At 68.1% G+C, this 17,825-nt stretch carries 9 protein-coding genes; 6 read left to right on the top strand and 3 right to left on the bottom strand.

The window, feature by feature from the left end; translation table 11 throughout:
• Positions 1 to 6: 6 nt before the first annotated feature.
• From RLT58_RS23025 to RLT58_RS23015, 3 genes are read right to left on the bottom strand one after another with little or no spacing between them, the layout of a single operon-like run.
• Positions 7 to 906, bottom strand: a complete 900-nt coding sequence (locus tag RLT58_RS23025; protein WP_311312263.1) for a DUF6339 family protein — start codon at positions 904 to 906, stop codon at positions 7 to 9.
• On the bottom strand, positions 903 to 1,895 hold the full coding sequence (locus tag RLT58_RS23020) for a hypothetical protein (RefSeq protein WP_311312262.1): 993 nt from the start codon (positions 1,893 to 1,895) through the stop codon (positions 903 to 905). The genes RLT58_RS23025 and RLT58_RS23020 overlap by 4 nt, the downstream gene beginning before the upstream one ends.
• A complete protein-coding gene (locus RLT58_RS23015; protein ID WP_311314613.1) occupies positions 1,892 to 3,997 on the bottom strand; it encodes a helix-turn-helix domain-containing protein in 2,106 nt (701 codons plus the stop codon). Before RLT58_RS23015 ends, RLT58_RS23020 begins: the two co-directional genes overlap by 4 nt.
• Before the next feature lie 600 nt (positions 3,998 to 4,597).
• Between RLT58_RS23015 and RLT58_RS23010 the strand changes: the two genes are divergently transcribed.
• The 6 genes from RLT58_RS23010 to RLT58_RS22985 all read left to right on the top strand — a co-directional run bounded on the left by RLT58_RS23010 (position 4,598) and on the right by RLT58_RS22985 (position 17,822).
• Positions 4,598 to 4,951: a hypothetical protein gene (locus RLT58_RS23010; RefSeq protein ID WP_311312261.1), complete on the top strand. Its 354-nt coding sequence runs from the start codon at positions 4,598 to 4,600 to the stop codon at positions 4,949 to 4,951.
• A gap of 119 nt (positions 4,952 to 5,070) precedes the next feature.
• Entirely contained in the window at positions 5,071 to 9,837 is a 4,767-nt protein-coding gene (locus tag RLT58_RS23005) for a DEAD/DEAH box helicase (protein ID WP_311312260.1), read from the top strand.
• Positions 9,834 to 11,747, top strand: a complete 1,914-nt coding sequence (locus RLT58_RS23000; protein ID WP_311312259.1) for a UvrD-helicase domain-containing protein — start codon at positions 9,834 to 9,836, stop codon at positions 11,745 to 11,747. The genes RLT58_RS23005 and RLT58_RS23000 overlap by 4 nt, the downstream gene beginning before the upstream one ends.
• Positions 11,744 to 14,962 carry a helicase-related protein gene (locus tag RLT58_RS22995; RefSeq protein ID WP_311312258.1) on the top strand — a complete coding sequence of 1,073 codons (3,219 nt, stop codon included), beginning with the start codon at positions 11,744 to 11,746 and terminating at the stop codon, positions 14,960 to 14,962. The genes RLT58_RS23000 and RLT58_RS22995 overlap by 4 nt, the downstream gene beginning before the upstream one ends.
• Entirely contained in the window at positions 14,959 to 16,794 is a 1,836-nt protein-coding gene (locus RLT58_RS22990) for a DrmB family protein (protein WP_311312257.1), read from the top strand. The genes RLT58_RS22995 and RLT58_RS22990 overlap by 4 nt, the downstream gene beginning before the upstream one ends.
• A 95-nt stretch (positions 16,795 to 16,889) precedes the next feature.
• On the top strand, positions 16,890 to 17,822 hold the full coding sequence (locus RLT58_RS22985; protein WP_311312256.1) for an alpha/beta hydrolase: 933 nt from the start codon (positions 16,890 to 16,892) through the stop codon (positions 17,820 to 17,822).
• The last annotated feature ends 3 nt before the right edge of the window (positions 17,823 to 17,825 follow it).

Raw genomic sequence — 17,825 nt, 5'->3', positions numbered from 1 at the left:
CTCCGGTCAGTCCGCCTCGTTGTGCTCGGTCCTCTTCCCGCGCACAGGGGCTCCGGCGAAAAGCTCCGCGAAGAGGTCGGCGAGGGCGGTCACAGAGTCCTCCGGCGCCTTCTCCTCGTCCGGCCCTTCCGGGAGCGCCCTTCGCTGCACGGCCGGCGCCCACTCGGCGGCCGCGATCCACTCCGCGGCCGGCCGGCCGTCACGTTCGACATCCGGCGCGACGACGTCGTACATGAGCGTCGCCGCAGAGGCGTTGACCACCCTCGCGAGCGCGTTGATCTCCCGCCCGGTGCTGACGATGCCGCGCTCGATCAGACGTGACAGCGCCTGTGCCGTCGGCCGGTGGTCGATCGCGTCGAGTCTCAATCCCGTGTTGAGCATGTCCTGGTGGGCGCAGACGGTCACCACCGGGCCGTAGTCGGAGCCGTTCCGGAAGAGCTCGGCGGCCCACCACAAGCGGGCGAACGCCTGGGTGTAGGAGGCACCGCGAAAGCGCGAGGCGGCTACGCGCGTCGCCTCCCCCCGGCTCTCCTTCTTCGGCTCCGGCATGTGCCGCCACACGACGTAGTCGGGAGCGACTCCCAGAGCGAGGTAGTTCCACAGCCGGCGATCGGCGGCTTCGCGGCGCGTGAGCCTCAGCGTCGCGTGGAGTCGGGGAGCCAGCCAGGCGTCGGCGGCGGTGACCTTTTCGTCACGGAACGCGTGCATGGCGTCGTCGACGAGATCACGGACCGGCCCCAGCGCCCCTCTGGCCTCGGCACCCGGCATAGGTTCGGTGACCTTGTTGAGCGCTATGGCCGGGACGTCCTCCTTGCCGGTGAGCAGGCCTTCAGTGAGGTACCGGGCTGCATTGAGGTCCGCGAGGAACGCCAGGCGCTCGGGCAGGTGGCTGGGCTTGCCGGTCACGTGTCGCTCCCCCGGTCGAGTCGGTCGAGGCCGCGGATGGTCGCGGTCAACGCCTTGGGCACGTCCGCCCTGCGCGTCGCCGCGTAGTGGATGCGCGGCTGGAGGTCGGTCCATCCGGACGCTCCGGTCCTACGCCCGTGAACCTCCCGGAGGGCGTCCCCCAACGAGCGGCCGGGCACAACGTCCGGAAGCATTTCGCGAAGGACCTCGCCCCTCCAGTCCTGAGGGAAGAGCGGCATGCCGTCGTCCTCGATCTCCAGGTCTCCGATGGCCGTGTGGAACACGGCCGTCCACACGTCCGTGCACATCTGGGCGATGAGGAGGTCGCGGACCAGACTCTCGACCGCTGTGCCATTGCCGTCGACGAGTTCGGCGATGCCTTCGAAGTCGGTGTTCACGTGGACCGTGGGCACGTCGCCGGAGGTGTCGACGGTCCACGGCACATCCCCGAAGGGGCGCAGCCACTCCGGGCCCTCGCGGAACCCGACCTCGGAGACCTCCAGTTCCCGCTCGCGCAGAGGGGCCTCGGCCTTCAGATCGACGATCCAGTCCTTGTCCGACGCGGCGATCATTCGCCCCCGCACCTCGTCGACCGTGGCGATGACATGGACCCCCATGGTCGCCCGATCCAGATGATCGGCTCGCCAGAGGTCCAGGTGTCCTGCCCATTCACGGCCGCCCTCGGAGCGAGGCTCCAGGCACACGGTGGTCCGCGTGTTGGTGGCCCCTTCGGTGAGCACAACGACGACCGACACGTCGGACCAGGGACCGTCGGGATCGGTAGCGCGTCCGGGTACAACGGCTGTGAGGGCCAAGCGGGCCTTCTCCCAGTCGTCCCGCTCGGCCAACCCCAGCGCGACCACCTGTTCGACGGTCGAGAACGTCTTCGTGTCCAGCGGTTCCCGGACCTCCCCCGGGCCTCTCAGTTCGACTGCGGTCACCCGCAGCGTCACGGAGCCGGGAAGCCGCTTGTACGGATAGCCCCTCATGCCTGGCTCCCCTTGTCGGTTCCGAGTTCCACGATCAGGCCCGTGAATACAGCCTGAACGGGGTGCGTGGACACGTCGGTCGTACCCCTGAACGTCGCCTTGCGGGCGCCCGGCGCGAAGTGGAGGGTTCCATCGACCACTTCACAATTGTGAACGGCTACGAGCTCCGACCATGCCAGTACGGGGCGGGGCCCCGAGCGCACATCCAGCTTCGCCACGGGACTCGGTCGCGAGGAATCACCACCGGTGGGGATCTTCACTTCTCCCGTGATGCACCACGCACCCTCGGCGTCGACGAAGGCGTCGAGTTCCTCCAGCGTCGGCAGGGCCACCCGGCCGGCGGGCCGAGGCGCCCTCCTGCCGCCGAGCGTCAGCTTCTTGCGCAGCCGTTCGGCTCCGCCCGCCCGTTTCGCCTTGGGCACGGCGACGAGGTCGCGCACCGCCTTGTTGGTGTCGGTGGTGAGTTTGGCGATCCGACGATACGCGGACGGCGAGTACAGCATCCGTAGCTCCTCCGTCTGCCCCCACTTGTTGTGCTCGGGTGGCTCGGAGGTCCGAAGGAACACTTCCGCCTCCTCGGCGCCGGGGGCGTCCTCACCGGCGGCGTGACCCGCGAGCAGTACCGCCTGGAAGGCGTCGGTCCCCACGGGCAGATCCCCTACGCGGGCCGTCCTGACGGTCATACGGTTGCCTCGCATCATGACCACGTGGTTCGGCTTGTCGATGTCGTCGGCCCCTGTCACGAGGACGACAGCCCGATGCTCGATCTTCTCCTTCCCCCCGGCGGGGGCGGGGACGTTGAGCGTCACGGTCGACATGGCTACCTGGCCGTCCTCGGTCAGCCGCTCCACGGTCGTGCCGTCGAGGAACGCCTGCAGGGCACGGGTACGTGCGGGCTGCGCAGTCCGGGGGTCGACCCGTTCCTCCTGAATGACCTCCGCGCCGTTGCGGAGCGTCCTGACGGACGCTTCCAACAGCGGTCGTCGCGTCTCGCCCACGGTCATGGCCGCCCAGAAGTTTCGGCCGAGGGCCTGGACCAGACGCTTGTGCATCCGGTGCACGCTGTCATCGTCCTCGATGCCCTTGCTGTCGGCGTCCGAGCCCGCCTCGACAAGGCTCGCCACGTCGTGGGCGCCCACGATCAGGAACGACGTGCCCGGCTCGTCGCTCTCCCGTGTGAGGTGAAGGCGCTCGACCTTCTCCTCGTCGGCCCACCACGATCGGGCCACGTCCGAACTGTCCGCATCCGGATCGGGACGTCCGAACCAGGCGGGGCCGGCCCAGGCACGGCCGTCCACTTCGCGCCAGGGAAGGTCGAGCCGGCCGATGAGACGCCGCTCGGTACGTCCCTCGTGAGGCACGGACAGAGTGGAATTCATGAGGACGAGTCCGAGACGGCTCGTCGCCCAGAGCGTCGCCTTCCCGAGCCCGTACGAGCCGCCCGCCCCGCTCGTCGTCTTGTGGCTGTCGAGCTGCCTGCGCACCACTGCGGCGAACCGGCCGGTCTCATAGTCGTCACCGGTCAGCCCGGACGCGTTGTAGTCGTCGACGCGCAGAAGAACCAGCCGATCACGCTCGTACATGTCGCGCAGCCCAGCCGCGATGACCCGTCCGACCTTCTGGTCCTGGGACGCAGCCGCCTCGTAATGCGGAAGGAGATCGTCCCACCGGATCTCCTCACGGAACCGGGCCAGGGCCTCGCCCGTCAACTCGTGCAGCGTGTAGCGCACTCGGAGCGGTTGATTGCGGTCGAGGCGCTCGTCGAGGCTGTTCTGCGTCGCTTCGCGCGCCAGTACCTCGACATCGGCCTCGAAGGCGAAGGCGGCGGCGTTGCCGAAGTCGCGCCCGCCGTCGGCGTACCCAGGTCGGTGGTACCAGGAGACGGGCAGACCCGCCAGGGTGTCTGCGGTGCGGGTATGGATCGTGCCGAGGTCGGTGCCGAGAGCTTCCGCGATCTTCGCGATGGTCTCACCGCGCGGCGTGGCACGACCCGTGATCCAGGCCGAGACCGCTGCCCTGGTCATGCCGATCCGCTGAGCGAGCTCGGCCTGGTTCAGGCCGGACTGCTTCAGCTGACGGGCGAGCCAGGGCCCGAAATCCATGCCGCTGTCCAACGTCACCACTCCTCAGCTGCGCGGACGACCGTAGAGCTACCGTACACGCATATTTGACACGACCGCAGCCTGCGACAACGAAATTTGACATGGATCCCGAAGCCCAGAACGTTCCCACCATCTCACCGCTTCAAATGCGATAAACGCCACCAAGTGGGCAGTTTCGTCCCGACTCGAGATGATTGTCGGTTCGGCCCGAATTGCCCTCCCCCAGGCATCCGGATCGCCGATCGATCAAGACCGATAGACCCTTGCCAGACCCCCGAATCAACCTGTAATGTCGAGCCAGGGCGATTCCTCATCGCCTTCGAAGGGGCGTCTTTATCCAGACGCTTATTCAGCATGCCCAGGGGCCACCATCACCCCGGGTCGCAGGATTTCGAAGAATTCGGCGCAACCTCTTGCTCGAATCCGAGGAATGCGGTTTTATCCTGGCAGCTTCCTCCCGGATCTGCATTCTCAATCGTTCGAATAAACCTTCCGTCTGCCGAATTCACGTCCCCCATGTCGTGTGTATTCAGCCCTCTGCACGTGCGCCATTTTCCGAAAACAATCTGCGCCCAACACACGAAGCCAATGGGGTAAAAAATGATGAATCCGAACGGTCGTGACGACCTCCTCTTCTTCCTCATCAAGCAGCACGACGCCCTGCCCCCGTGGGCACGGCCCAATTTCCTGGAGAGCATCGGCAAGACCCCCGCCGAGATGGAGCGGCTTCGGGCTCTCCGGGACATGCTCGCCGCCCGCGAGGCCTCCGAGAGCGCACCTGGCTCCTCGCCGGGCAGGGCCGCTGCGCGGCGTCGCCGCACCCCCCGTCCCTCGGCCCGCCGCCGCCCCCGGGTGCGGGCCACCCGCCCTCCGAACAGGTACGACAGCCACCGCAGGGTCTTGCGGCGTACTGTCCCGCCCTTCGTGGTCGTCATCTACTTCAAGCTGTACTGACTCGACACCTCGCCCGACCCTCGCGCCCTATCGTTGAGTTGTCGGCCGGCCGCGCTCCCGCAGTGCGGCCGGCCCCCGTTCCTCCCGCGTCCATCTCACGGCCATGAAATGGGATCACCTTGAACCACAGCGACGTGACGGGTATTTCGGGTGCCTCGCCCGTCATCCAGAAGATCGTCGAGCAATCGACGCGCGTCCTGGAAACGTACCGTGTGGACCCCGGACTCATCCTGGAGCACGCCAACGGCGAGCGCAGGATCACTCAGGGCGGTTATGGCGACCGCCAGTTGTTCGAGCTCGTCCAGAACGCGGCCGACGAGATCGCCGCCACCCCCGGCGGGAAGGTGCATGTCGTGCTCACCGCGACGCACCTCTACTGCGCGAACGAGGGCACGCCCGTCACCCCCGAGGGCGCCGAGACCATTCTGAGAATGAGCGTCTCGAAGAAACGCGGCGGCCAGATCGGTCGATTTGGTGTCGGCGTGAAATCGATCCTGGCCGTCACGGACACCCCTCAGTTCTTCAGTAGTTCGGGCGCGTTCGGCTTCGACCGTGTGTGGTCGTACGAGGAAATCAGGAAGGCCAGGGGCGCATCCGCCGACGAGCCGTTCGAAGCACCGGTGCTTCGGATGGCTCGGCCGCTGGACGCCGAGAAGGAGCGGGTGGCGGACCCCGTCCTGAACGCCCTGCTCGGCTGGGCCACCACGGTGGTTCGGCTACCGCTCCTTCCCGGGGCTGGCGAGCGGCTCGGCCACGACATGCACGACTCCATGAACAGGGCTGAGGACAAGCGTGAGTTCCCCGCCCGGTTCCAGCTGTTCTCCCACCACGTCGGGACCGTGATCCTCGAGGACACCCGGTCCATGCCGCCGATCCGCCGCGAGATCACGGTCGACCACGACGGCTACCGGCACACGATCCACGAGGCCCGCACCGGCCGGCCGGATTCCAGTTCCGCGTGGAAGGTGTTCACACACACCCATCGACCGACCGAGGCTGCCCGCGCGAGCGCCGGCGAGATGCACGACCGGGGCACCATCGATATTTCGTGGGCCGTGCCCGAATACACGGGTGAGACCGTGCTCACCACTCCCCGGGGCCGGGGAGAGTTCTGGTCATTCTTCCCGACGAAGTATCCGATGACGCTGCGGGGGGCGCTCAACGGCGCCTGGAAGACGAACGAGGACCGGCAGAACCTCCTGGATTCCAGCCCGTTCAACCAGGAGATCATTCGTGTCGCCGCCCGACTCGTGGTCGACTCCTTGCCGCATCTGGCTCCTCCGCAGGACCCGGCCGCCTTTCTCCCGCTGCTTCCCGGCCGGACCAAGGAATCGGAGACGTTGAACTGGGCCGACAAATATCTGACGGAACAGATCTGGAAGCTGGCGGCCGAGCGTCCGTCGCTCCCCGACCAGGACGGTGTGCTGCAGATCCCGCGTGACATTCACGTGCACCCTGCCCCGCACAACAAGGTGCCGCTCAAGCAGGAGTGGCTGCATATGTGGAGCACGTGTCCCGGACGGCCGTCGAACTGGATCCACCCCTCCGTCGAGGCCGCCGAGTTCCGCGCGGGCAAGGTCGGGCACATCCTGGAGGAGACCAAGCAACGCCGCGCGTCCGTACGCGAATGGCTGGAGGCGCTGGTGACCGAGGAATCGGTCGAGGCCTCCGCGGTCGCGATCCGCATCCTCGCCGCCATGATCCGCGAGTCCTCCCCCTTCGCGGCCGAGGCGCGGACGGCCCGAATCGTTCTGACCGAGGAAAGCGGGCTGGTCGCTCCCGTCGTGGGCAAGGTCTATCGCCGAACGGTGCAGGACGGCCTGCGCGACGGGACGACGTACGTCGACCCCAGGCTGTCGGAGAACGACTCCCTGATCGGCGACCTCAACGAGATCGGGATTCGCGAGGCGGACCCCCGGGGCCGTTTCATCGGTGTGCTGGAACAGGGCCTGGAGAACTACGGACCGCAGGACTGGACCCGCTTCTGGGAGCTGTTCCACAGCGCGGGCGGCAGCCGGGTCAGCGGTGAAGTGACCGCCCGGGTGGCCGATCCGTCGAGCACCCTGTTCGTCCGAACCGCCGACGAGCGGTTCCACCGGATGCGCGAGTGTCTGCTTCCGGGCCCGGTGGTGCCGGGGGACGGTTCCCGGGACGCATCGATCGCCGTTGATCCGTCCTTCCACTCGGACGACCTGCAGGTGCTGCGCGAGTTCGGCATGCGGGACAGGCCCACGCACGGGCACAGGCCGACGAACGAGTCATGGTTCGAGGAATACCGCGCCGCGATCCATGACAGTTACTGCAAGACGTTGAGCAGCAACGCCGCGCGGCCCAGCCTCTCCCGGATCAAGCTGGAGGGCTCCCCCGTCGGTGGTCCCCTGCACCTCCTGGAGCTGCTGTCGGAAGAGGGCCGAGCAGCTTTCGTCAAGGCCCTGCCCGATGACAGCGTCATCGATACCTGGACCCTACACGTGGGGGTCCAGGCCTCCTCGCGCAAGGTGATCCACTCGCCTCTGCGCTGGATGCTGCGCCGCCACGGACGCGTGTCGACCTCGCAGGGCATCGTCCCGCTTGCCGACGCCGTCGGCCCGCAACTGCACTCCTATGCCGACGTCCTGCCCGTGGCCGACATCAGCGCGGAGAAGGCACGCAAGCTCCACCTGCCCGTCCTGGTCGACGAGGTCCCCGCCAAGCAGTGGGACCGGCTTCTGGAGCAGTTGCGGGACAGCGACGACGACGCCTTCGTCGGGCGCACCTACGTGATGTTGACCCGTCTCGAAGTCGACTTCCCGGATCAGCTCACCCGCTGCCGTGTGGGGTCGGCATGGGCTGCCCGCGAGGACAACGAGATCGCCGTGGCGGCGAGCGAGGCCGAGTACCGGGCGCTGCGTGCCGAGCAGATCCCGGCCCTGTTGACCGGTGGGCCGGAGGACGCGGCACTGCTGGTCAAGACATGGGGGATGCTGCGCTACTCCGACGTCATAAGCAAGGAGATCCGGCACGTCGGGGTCGGCGAGCCCGTTCTCGTGCAGGACGAGTTCCCCACGCTCCGCCAGCGGTTGGGTCCGGTGGTGAACAACCAGCGACTGCTGCGCTGTTCGGAACTGGAAGAAGTACTTCGGACTCCTCAGGGCAGCACCACGACCCCTCTCGACAGCGCGTTGCAGGGCACGACCGTTCTGGTGCTGGATTCTGCGGATCGCCTTGCGACACTGATCGCGGCAGATCGCGAACTGCGCTGGGGACTGAAGGAGTCGGGGTGCCGAGCCGTCCTCGACGCGCAGGCCCGGCAGGAGGCGGACCAGGAGCTTCAGGCATCGCTACGACGCGTCCGACAGGCGGTCAGCGTCGAGGAGAAGTTGGAGTTGCTCATCGGTGCGACAGCGCTCCGTGCAGGTCTTCCCCCGGGGCTGTTGGAGAGCGAGCCGCCGGAGCCGGGAGGCGGCGAACCGTCCCCGCGTCGCATCGCTCGCCTGGCCTACAACGCCCATGGCGACGGTGTGCTCCAGGTGCATGCCCGGGATCTGCAGCTCGCCTATCCGAGCCATGCCCCTTCCAGCTTCACCGGGGCTTCGCCGGCGGTGAAGTTCGTCTCCGAGTTCGGCTTCCCCGACTCCTTCGCCGGTGCGCGAACGCCCGCGCTCCCGCCACGGATCGAGGTCGCCGGCCCGTCGGAGTTCCCTCGACTGCACGACTACCAGGAGCGGCTCGCGGCGAAGGTCTTCGCCATGCTGGATCGCTTCACTCCTCAGCGCGGCATGCTCTCCCTGCCCACAGGGGCGGGCAAGACGCGGGTGGCCGCCGAGGCCGTCATCCGCTGGATCAAGCAGGTCGGTGAGCTGAGCGGCCCCATTCTCTGGATCGCGCAGACCGAGGAACTCTGCGAACAGGCCGTACAGAGCTGGAGCTTCGTCTGGTCGAAGGTGGGGGCGGAGACCCCTCTGGCGATCAGCAGGCTCTGGACGACCAACGAGGCCGGCCCTGTCGCCGAGCGCCCGCACCTCGTCGTCGCCACGGATGCCAAACTCCGTGTTTGCCTGGGGACCGAGAGCTACGCCTGGCTCCGTGACGCGAGCCTGGTCATCGTCGACGAGGCCCATGTCGCCATCTCGCCCCAGTACACCGAGATCCTCGCGCTCCTGGGGTTGACGGCCCATGAGACACGACGCCATCTGCTGGGTCTCACGGCGACGCCGTTCCGCAACACCAATGACGCGGAGACCAAACGCCTGGTCCAACGGTTCGGGGCCCAACGACTCGATGACGGGGTCTTCCCGTCGGGCGATCCGTACGGGGAGCTCCAGGAACTCGGCATGCTGGCGAAGGTCACCCACCGGGAGCTCCTCGGCGGCACGATCGAGCTGACCCATGACGAGAAGGCCCGGGCCGATCAGATGAGCCTGCTGTCGAAGGCCGCAGAGCAACGTCTCGCCGATGACCAGGACCGCAACAGGCGCATCCTGGAGGAGATCGGCGCCATGCCGGACGACTGGCCTGTCCTGGTCTTCGCCACATCCGTCGCACACGCCAAGTTCCTGGCCGCGAAGCTCAAGGACGCGGGCATTACCGCCGCATCCGTGGATTCGGCCACCTCCACGGGCGAGCGCAGGAGGAGTATCGACGCCTTCCGCCGCGGTCGGGTACGGGTGCTGACGAACTACGGGGTCCTAACACAGGGGTTCGACGCGCCGGCGACCAGGGCTGTCGTCATCACCCGCCCGACGTACAGTCCGAACGTCTACCAACAGATGATCGGTCGCGGACTTCGTGGCCCCGGTAACGGGGGCAAGGAGACGTGTCTGATTCTCAACGTCCGGGACAACATCACGAACTATGACAAGGCGCTTGCCTTTACCCAGTTCGAACACCTGTGGAGGGCCAAGTGACGGACGCCTACCTCGGCAGTCCGCCCCTGACGGAGGAGCAGGCTGCCGTCGTCGAACAGCCCTGGGACACCCGGCTCCTGGTGACCGCAGGCGCCGGTGCCGGTAAGACGCACGCTCTCGTCCGGCGCCTCGACGCACTCATGCGCGACGAGGAAGAAGCTCTCGAAGCCCGCGAGATCCTCGTTCTCAGCTTCTCCAGGGCCGCCGTGCGCGAGCTGCGTGAGCGGATCGCCCTGCACGGCCGGGAGGCCCGCCGGGTGAGGGTCCAGACGTTCGACTCATGGGCCTACGCCCTCCTCAGGAGCGAGCAGCCGGCCGAGGAGTGGGGCACGCTTCGATTCGACGAGCGCATCGCGGCGGCCACCGAGGCGATTCTGCGCGGGGCGGTCGAGGAGAGCGAGCAGGGCGCACCCGCCCATGTGGTGATCGACGAGGTCCAGGACCTGGTGGGTGACCGCCGGGACATGGTGGAGACCCTGCTCGACCGGTTCCAGGACGGCTGCGGCTTCACCGTGGTCGGCGACGGGGCCCAGGCGATCTTCGGGTTCCAGGTGTCCGACGAGGATGCTCGCGCTGCGGAGACGAACTACTTCTTCGACTGGCTGCGCGCGTCCTACCCGGACGATCTGGTCGAGCTGCACCTCTCCGCCAACTTCCGGGCACGCACCGCCGAGGCCTCCCTCGCTCTTCCGATCGGCGCGTCGCTCCAGCGTCTGCCGTCGGAGACCTCGGCGTCGGACGCCGCCGGTGAGGACATTCACCGGGGCCTGACCGATCTGCTCCGAACCTGCCCGTCGTTCGGAGCCGTCGACGATCCCTTCACGCTCGACTCCTTGAGGGACTTCCGGGGTACGTGCGCGATTCTCTGCCGGGACAATCGGCAGGCCCTGGTGCTGTCGGAGGCGCTGTTCTCGCACGGTGTGCCGCACCGGTTGCAGCGCGATCTGCAGGACCGCCCCGTACCCGCTTGGGTGGCTTCGGTCCTCCGGGGCACGGGCTCGACCACCTTGACGGAGGAGCGCTTCCAGGAGCTGCTCGGCACCGGTCCGGTCTCACCCGTCGGGGACCGATCGAGGATATGGCGTTCATTGCGCGGCGTGGCGGCCGCGCCCCGCGGTCTCCTGGACGTGTCGGCCGTTCGGCGTGCCGTGGCCCAGGGCAGGTTCCCCGACGACCTCGCCGCGGTCGAACCGGCCGATCTCGTGGTGTCGACCGTCCATCGAGCCAAGGGCCTCGAGTTCGACCGGGTGATCGTGATCGAACCGGCATCGACTGCCGAGCTGCGCAAACAGCACAGCCACATCGACCCGGGGGCCGAGGCCCGCGCCCTCTACGTCGCGATGACTCGGCCCAGGGACGATCTGTTCCGCATCGACGCGCCCGACACCCTCCTGATCCGAAGGGACCGGAGCACAGGACGCCACTACGTGGGCGGCTGGAAGCCGTACCAGCGGTTCGGGATCTCGGCGTCCGCGCAGGATGTGTGCCGGGAACACCCGCCGGGCACGGACGGCTTCACGCAGGACCCGGGAGCGCTGCAGGACCACCTCGCCTCGTCGGTCGCTCCCGGGGACGCCCTGGTGGTCCGTCTCCAGCACGGGATGACGATGGCGGTGGACCAGAGTCCGCCGTACACCGTGTTCCATCGCGACCGCCCCGTCGCCGTGGTCTCGGAGCGGTTCCGGCAGGACCTGTACACCTCGCTCAAGGTCAACCGGACGTGGGACATCAACTGGCCCTCGAGTATCGAGGGGTTCCGGGTCGACTGCCTGGAGAGCGTGGCAGGCAGTACGGCGTCCGGAGCCCGCGCCGGCCTGGGCGAGCACGGAATGTGGATGGTGCCACGGATGTCAGGACTCGGTCGCTACCGATGGACCGCAGGGAACACACAGGAGGAGAGCGACCGATGAGCGACGCAACGAACCCGCACGCGGCCCACTACGCGGTGCGTGAAGGGCTCGTCGACCAGCTCCGCAGGGACCTCCTGGGCCCCGGAGCGCCGGACGAGGTGCTGACGCAGGACCCACCCATCACGACCTACCCCATCGGGGTGCTGTTCCCCCGGCCTTCGAACGAGGATGCCGAGCTGGCGCTGGACGAGGACGCCGCCGAGAACGAGGGGTTGGACGATGCCCCACTCCTCAGGGGACGCGGGGACATCGAGGAGGCCGTGCCGGACTTCGGGGTCCCGTTCGCCGGTGATCGTCGCCCCTCCTCCATGGGACTGACGTTCGCGGTCGACCCGTCGGTCTCCTCGAGCATCGTCGTGGTCACGGAGGCCGCGGTGTACGAGCCTGTCGACCTCGAAGGACGTCCGATCCCCGCCCGCCGGGCAGAGGCCCGCAGCACCACCGACCAGAAGGAACACTGGCGTCGTCGCGCCCTGGACCTGCGCCCGGTGACGGTGGACGTCACCGCCCCGAGCCGTTACCGTCCCGAGCCTCTGCACGACGGAGTGAGCGTCGAGATCCTCGTACGCCCCCCGGCCGCCGGTACGGTCACCGTCACGGTCACTCTGATCAACACGCATCGGGTGAGCGAGAAGGAACTCCAGGACGCGTACGCCCTGTACCAGCCCCGACTCACCGTCACGACGCCGACCGGAGTGCCTGCCTTCGTGGAACGTCCCGCCGACAGGTGTACGGACGATCCCGAGGTCGCGACGAGCAGACTGCTCCACCGCCACGCGCCCACCTTCGCCATGGGACACGGCTGTGCGGCCGAATGGGACTGGGCCCCGCCTCCCGTCGGCGCCCCGAACAACGCACGCGCCTCGATCTCGACGGTGCGCACCGAGTTCGTGCCGGCGCACGAAGTGTTGCTGACGGACTCCAACCCTGAGATCGACGACTCCGCCCTCACGATGCACGGCCTGGCGACACGGCCGGAGGTTGAGGTCCTGGCGGTTCTGAACGAGCTGATGGCCGGGTATGCCGAGTGGATCGACCGCAAGGAGACGGAGTCCTACGCCTTCCGCGGAACCGCGCACGAAGCACCCGCGTCGGCGCAGATCGAGCAGTGCCGCACCGCGCTCGGTCGGATGCGCCGAGGTATCCGACTGCTCGGTGAGAACTCGGACGCGATGCAGGCGTTCCGTCTCGCGAATCGGGCCATGGCTCAGCAGCGTTCCCGGGGCGAATGGGTACGGAGCGGGCGGGAGGGAACCCCCGACGAGACACGGGGACGGTGGCGCCCGTTCCAGATCTCCTTCGTGCTGCTCTGCCTCGAAGGAATCGTGGACCCGAACCACAAGGACCGCGCGGTCGCCGATCTGCTGTGGTTCCCCACCGGTGGTGGCAAGACGGAGGCGTACCTCGGCCTCATCGCCTTCACCACCTTCCTGCGCCGCATGCGGCTCCAGGAACGAGGGGCCGGTGTCACCGTTCTCATGCGCTACACCCTGAGGTTGCTGACCCTGCAACAGTTCGAAAGGGCGGCCGCCCTGATCTGTGCCATGGAGCGCATCCGTCTCGGGGCGGGGGAAACGCTCGGTAAGGAGCCGATCTCCATCGGCATGTGGGTCGGCCAGTCCGCCACTCCCAACAGGCTGGCGGACGCCGAGAAGAGCCTGGTCGAACTGCGGAAGGAGAAGGAGCTCCAGGAGAGGAACCCCGTCCAGCTGCACGCCTGCCCCTGGTGCGGCACCCGTCTCGACGCCTATCAGTACGAGGTCGACGAAGAGGCGCGGCGGATGTACGTCCGCTGCCCGGACACCTGGTGCGACTTCCGTGACGGGCTGCCGGTCCACCTCGTCGACGAAGCCGTCTACGACGCCCGACCGACCCTGGTGATCGCCACCGTCGACAAGTTCGCCGCGATGCCGTGGCGCGAGCAGACCGCAGCCCTCTTCAACCGGGACCGCGAGGACGGCACGCCTCCTCCGGAACTGATCGTCCAGGACGAGCTGCATCTCATCTCGGGACCGCTCGGCACACTCACCGGGCTGTACGAGACGGCGGTTGATCTCCTGGCGGACAGACCGAAGGTCATTGCCTCGACGGCCACGATCCGACGGGCGTCGGACCAGGGGCGGAAGCTCTTCGACCGAACGGTCGCCCAATTCCCGCCGGCGGGCATCGATGCCCGGGACTCCTGGTTCGCCGTGGAGACCCCGAAGGATCGCAAGGCGAGCCGTCAGTACGTCGGCCTCCTCACACCGAGCACCAGCCAGTCGACTCTACTCATCCGTACCTACGCGAACCTCCTTCATCGGGCGGCCCGCGCCGGCATCGCCGAGGATGTGCGGGACGCCTACTGGACGCTCGTCGGGTACTTCAACAGCCTCCGTCTGCTGGCAGCGGCCGAACTCCAGGTCCATGACGACGTCGACGCCTATCTCGGCTATCTGGCGGCGCGCGACGACTGCCCGCAGCGAAAGGTGTCGGAGCAGACCGAGCTGACGAGCCGGGCCAATTCCAGCGAGGTCCCGAAGCGGCTCAAGCAGGTGGAGAAGCGGCTGCCGGACCCCGATGTCGTGGATGTACTGCTGGCCACCAACATGATCTCCGTCGGCGTCGACGTGGACCGGCTCGGGCTGATGGCGGTCATGGGCCAGCCGCAGACAACGGCCGAGTACATCCAGGCGACCAGCCGCGTCGGCCGGCGCCATCCCGGCCTGGTCGCCGTGATGCTGAACTCCTCCCGTTCACGCGACCGTTCGCACTACGAGAGCTTCCAGCACTTCCACTCCGCGCTGTACCGCGAGGTCGAATCGACCAGCGTGACGCCCTTCTCGTCCCGCGCTCGGGACCGCGGGCTCCATGCCGTGATCGTCGCACTCGCGCGGATCCTGATTCCCGCAGCGCGCGCCAACGACGGTGCGGGGCACATCGACCGTTTCCGGGGGGAGTTGGAAGAGATCGTCCGAACCGCGCTCCTGGCCCGTGTCCGATCCGTCGACCCGGACGAGTACCGCGCCACAGCCGACGCCTTCGACGAGTTCGTCGATTGGTGGGCCGGGGTGGCCGATGCAGGCGGAGGCCTCCTCTACGAGCCGAAGCGCGGCACGAAGACACCGTCCCTCCTGCGTGCGTTCGACAACGAGGACGAAGGCGCATGGCCGACCCTGTGGAGTCTGCGTGACGTCGACGCCGAGTCCGCCCTGTTCATGGAGGCATCCCGATGACCCCGCCCCCCGCCCGACGCCGCCGGACCGGTGCTCCCTTGCGCAGCTACCCGCGCAAGGGATCGGTACGCCGCGCGCAGATGATCACCACGTACGGTGTCGGCTCGATCATCGCCGTCGACAACGAGTCGTTCATGGTGAGCGGCATCGATTCGTGGAACGTCGGCGAGGCGCCGACGATCTTCGAGCACCGACTGGCTCGGGTGCTCGGCGTCAAATCGTTCCGCCTCCCACCGGCCTCCGACGACACCAGCAAGGACGGGGTCCGCGTACGCCGTTTCCCCCTGTGGCATTCCTGCCCCGGCTGCAACACCCTTCAGCACGTGAGCCGGTTCAACTCCCCGCCGGGCAAGAACGAGTGCGGCGACTGCGCCGAGGAGCTGGTCCCCTCACGTTTCGTCATGGCATGCGCCAAGGGCCATATCGAGGACTTCCCGTACTGGAAGTGGGCTCACCGCAACAACCGCCAGGACGGCGACACCGGCCTGTGCGGAGGTGAGATGCGGCTGCGCACCACCGGCAGGACCGCGTCCCTCCGGTCGATCCTCATCTCCTGCACCTGCGGTATCCCCGAGGTCTCCATGGAGGGAGCCTTCCGACGCACCGCCCTCTCGGATCTGAAGGTCTTCTGCAACGGTCGGCGCCCCTGGCTCGGAGCGGCACCGGCCGAACACTGCTCCGAAAGGCCGCGGACGCTCCAACGCGGTTCGTCCGTCGCCTGGCAACCCATCGTGAAGGCGGCGCTCTCGATCCCGCCGTGGAGCGACGGGCACGCCGCTCGCCTGGGACTGCACTGGGATGCTCTTCGCGAGATGCAGGGCAACCGCGATGCCATCGCGGTGTATCTGAAGGCCCTGACGCTGCAGGAGAACTACGAGTTCTCGGTCGACAAGGTCATGGAACTCCTCGAGGCGGAGAATCACGAGGAAGCCGACCCCGACGACGACAAGACACCCGACCGCGCCTATGTCGCCCTGCGCAAACAGGAGTACGAACGCCTGGTCGCCGGGCGCCTGGAGAGCGAGACGGACCACGAGGCCCAGTTCGTCTGCGAGCCCCCTCGATCGACGGCCGCCCGGCTGGCCCCGTACGGCGTGACGGGGCCGATGCTGGTGAAGCGCCTGCGGGAGGTGCGCGCCCTGAAGTCCTTCTCCCGGGTCGACACACCCGAGACGCGCACCGATGTCCACGAGGCGGCACTGTCGGCCGTTCCCATGAACTGGCTTCCGGCGATGGAGGTCCAGGGTGAGGGCGTCTTCCTCCGTCTGGACGAGCAGCGCCTAGACGACTGGGCGCGCAGCACCGCGGTCGCCGCCCGCGCGGACAGGATCCGGGCCGCGCACCTCCGTATGCTCCGGGACCGCGCCCAGGACCCCGCCTCCGTGCCGGACTCTCCGGCCGACGCCCGCATGGTGCTCCTGCACACGCTGTCCCACGCTCTGATCAACGAGTGGAGCCTGGACGGTGGATACCCGGCCGCCTCGCTCCGGGAGCGCTTGTACGCGGACGAGTCGATGGCCGGCATCCTCATCTGCACGGCCACCAGCGACTCCGCCGGAAGCCTGGGTGGCCTGGTCGCCCAGGGAGAGCCGGACCGGCTGGAGCCCGCGCTGCGCTCGGCTCTCGTCAGGGCCCAGTGGTGTTCGGCCGACCCGCTCTGTATCGAGTCCCAGGGAAGCGGCGTGGGCGGCATCAACCTCGCCGCGTGCCACGCCTGCGTCCTGCTGCCCGAGACCAGTTGCGAGCACAACAACGGGCTGCTCGACCGCGCTCTGTTGATCGGGACGCCGGAGGATCCGTCGATCGGTTTCTTCCACGACGCGTTGAGGTGATGCCACCGCCATCGGACCGCTCACCGAGGCCGTGACACAGTTCACCCGGAAGGGGTGACACGCAGTTGTCGCGCCCCGGTGCGACCGTCGACGGCATGACGATCACCGATGAGGACTGCCTCGCCGAGACCCTGGCGTTCAACGAGCAGTTCGAGACCGCCGCCGCGAGTCGTCCGGCTCGTGGTGCCGCGCCGGACGCATCCCTGCTCGCGGTCCTGCGACGTAACCGGCTCGGTGGCGACGAGCCGCCTGACAGATTGCCGCAGGGGCAGGACCGCGTCGTTGCGGGCGGGGTGAAGGTGCGGGTGTTCGTGCCGGGCGATGCCGACGGTGTGTATCTGCACATCCACGGCGGCGGCTGGGCGTTCGGCTCCGCGGATGGCCAGGACGAACGGCTGTGGCGCCTGGCCCGGCAGGCGCGGCTGACCGTCGTGAGCGTCGAGTACCGTCTCGCGCCGGAGCATCCGTTCCCCGCCGGGCCCGACGACTGCGAAGCCGTGGCCCGGTGGCTCGTGGGTCGTGCCGCTGCCGAGTTCGGTACGGAACGGCTCCTGATCGGGGGTGAATCGGCCGGCGCACATCTCAGCGTCCTGACGCTGCTGCGCCTTCGCGACCGGCACGGGATCACCGGTGCGTTCCGGGCGGCCCACCTGCTCTTCGGGCCGTACGACCTGTCGATGACACCGAGCCAGCGGTTGTTCGGCGCCAGGCGCCTGCTGAGCAATACCGATTCGCTGCGCGGCAGTTACGACCTGTTCACGCCGGCCATGGGGGCCGAGGAGCGCCGAACACCCGAGGTTTCGCCCCTCTTCGCCGACTTGGCCGGATTGCCGCCCGCACGGATCGTCGTCGGTTCGGAGGATCCCCTGCTGGACGACTCGCTCTTCCTCGCCCAGCGGTGGCAGTCCGCGGGTGCACCGGTCCGCCTCGGCGTCGTCGCCGGCGCGATGCACGGCTTCACCCTGTTCCCCTTGACCATCACTGAGCGGGAGCACCAGCGAGAGCGCCGCTTCCTGGCCGCCGCGTGAGGG

The organism is Streptomyces sp. ITFR-16 (assembly GCF_031844705.1).
In the GTDB taxonomy this organism is placed as follows: domain Bacteria; phylum Actinomycetota; class Actinomycetes; order Streptomycetales; family Streptomycetaceae; genus Streptomyces.
This window is presented reverse-complemented; position numbering and strand designations above follow the sequence as displayed.

What these genes read in the sequence shown, in the direction of transcription:
- RLT58_RS23020 (WP_311312262.1), bottom strand. Translation starts at nt 1,895, where the DNA reads ATGAGGGGCTATCCGTACAAGCGGCTTCCCGGCTCCGTGACGCTGCGG.
- RLT58_RS23015 (WP_311314613.1), bottom strand. Translation starts at nt 3,997, where the DNA reads ATGGATTTCGGGCCCTGGCTCGCCCGTCAGCTGAAGCAGTCCGGCCTG.
- RLT58_RS23010 (WP_311312261.1), top strand. Translation starts at nt 4,598, where the DNA reads ATGATGAATCCGAACGGTCGTGACGACCTCCTCTTCTTCCTCATCAAG.
- RLT58_RS22995 (WP_311312258.1), top strand. Translation starts at nt 11,744, where the DNA reads ATGAGCGACGCAACGAACCCGCACGCGGCCCACTACGCGGTGCGTGAA.
- RLT58_RS22990 (WP_311312257.1), top strand. Translation starts at nt 14,959, where the DNA reads ATGACCCCGCCCCCCGCCCGACGCCGCCGGACCGGTGCTCCCTTGCGC.
- RLT58_RS22985 (WP_311312256.1), top strand. Translation starts at nt 16,890, where the DNA reads ATGACGATCACCGATGAGGACTGCCTCGCCGAGACCCTGGCGTTCAAC.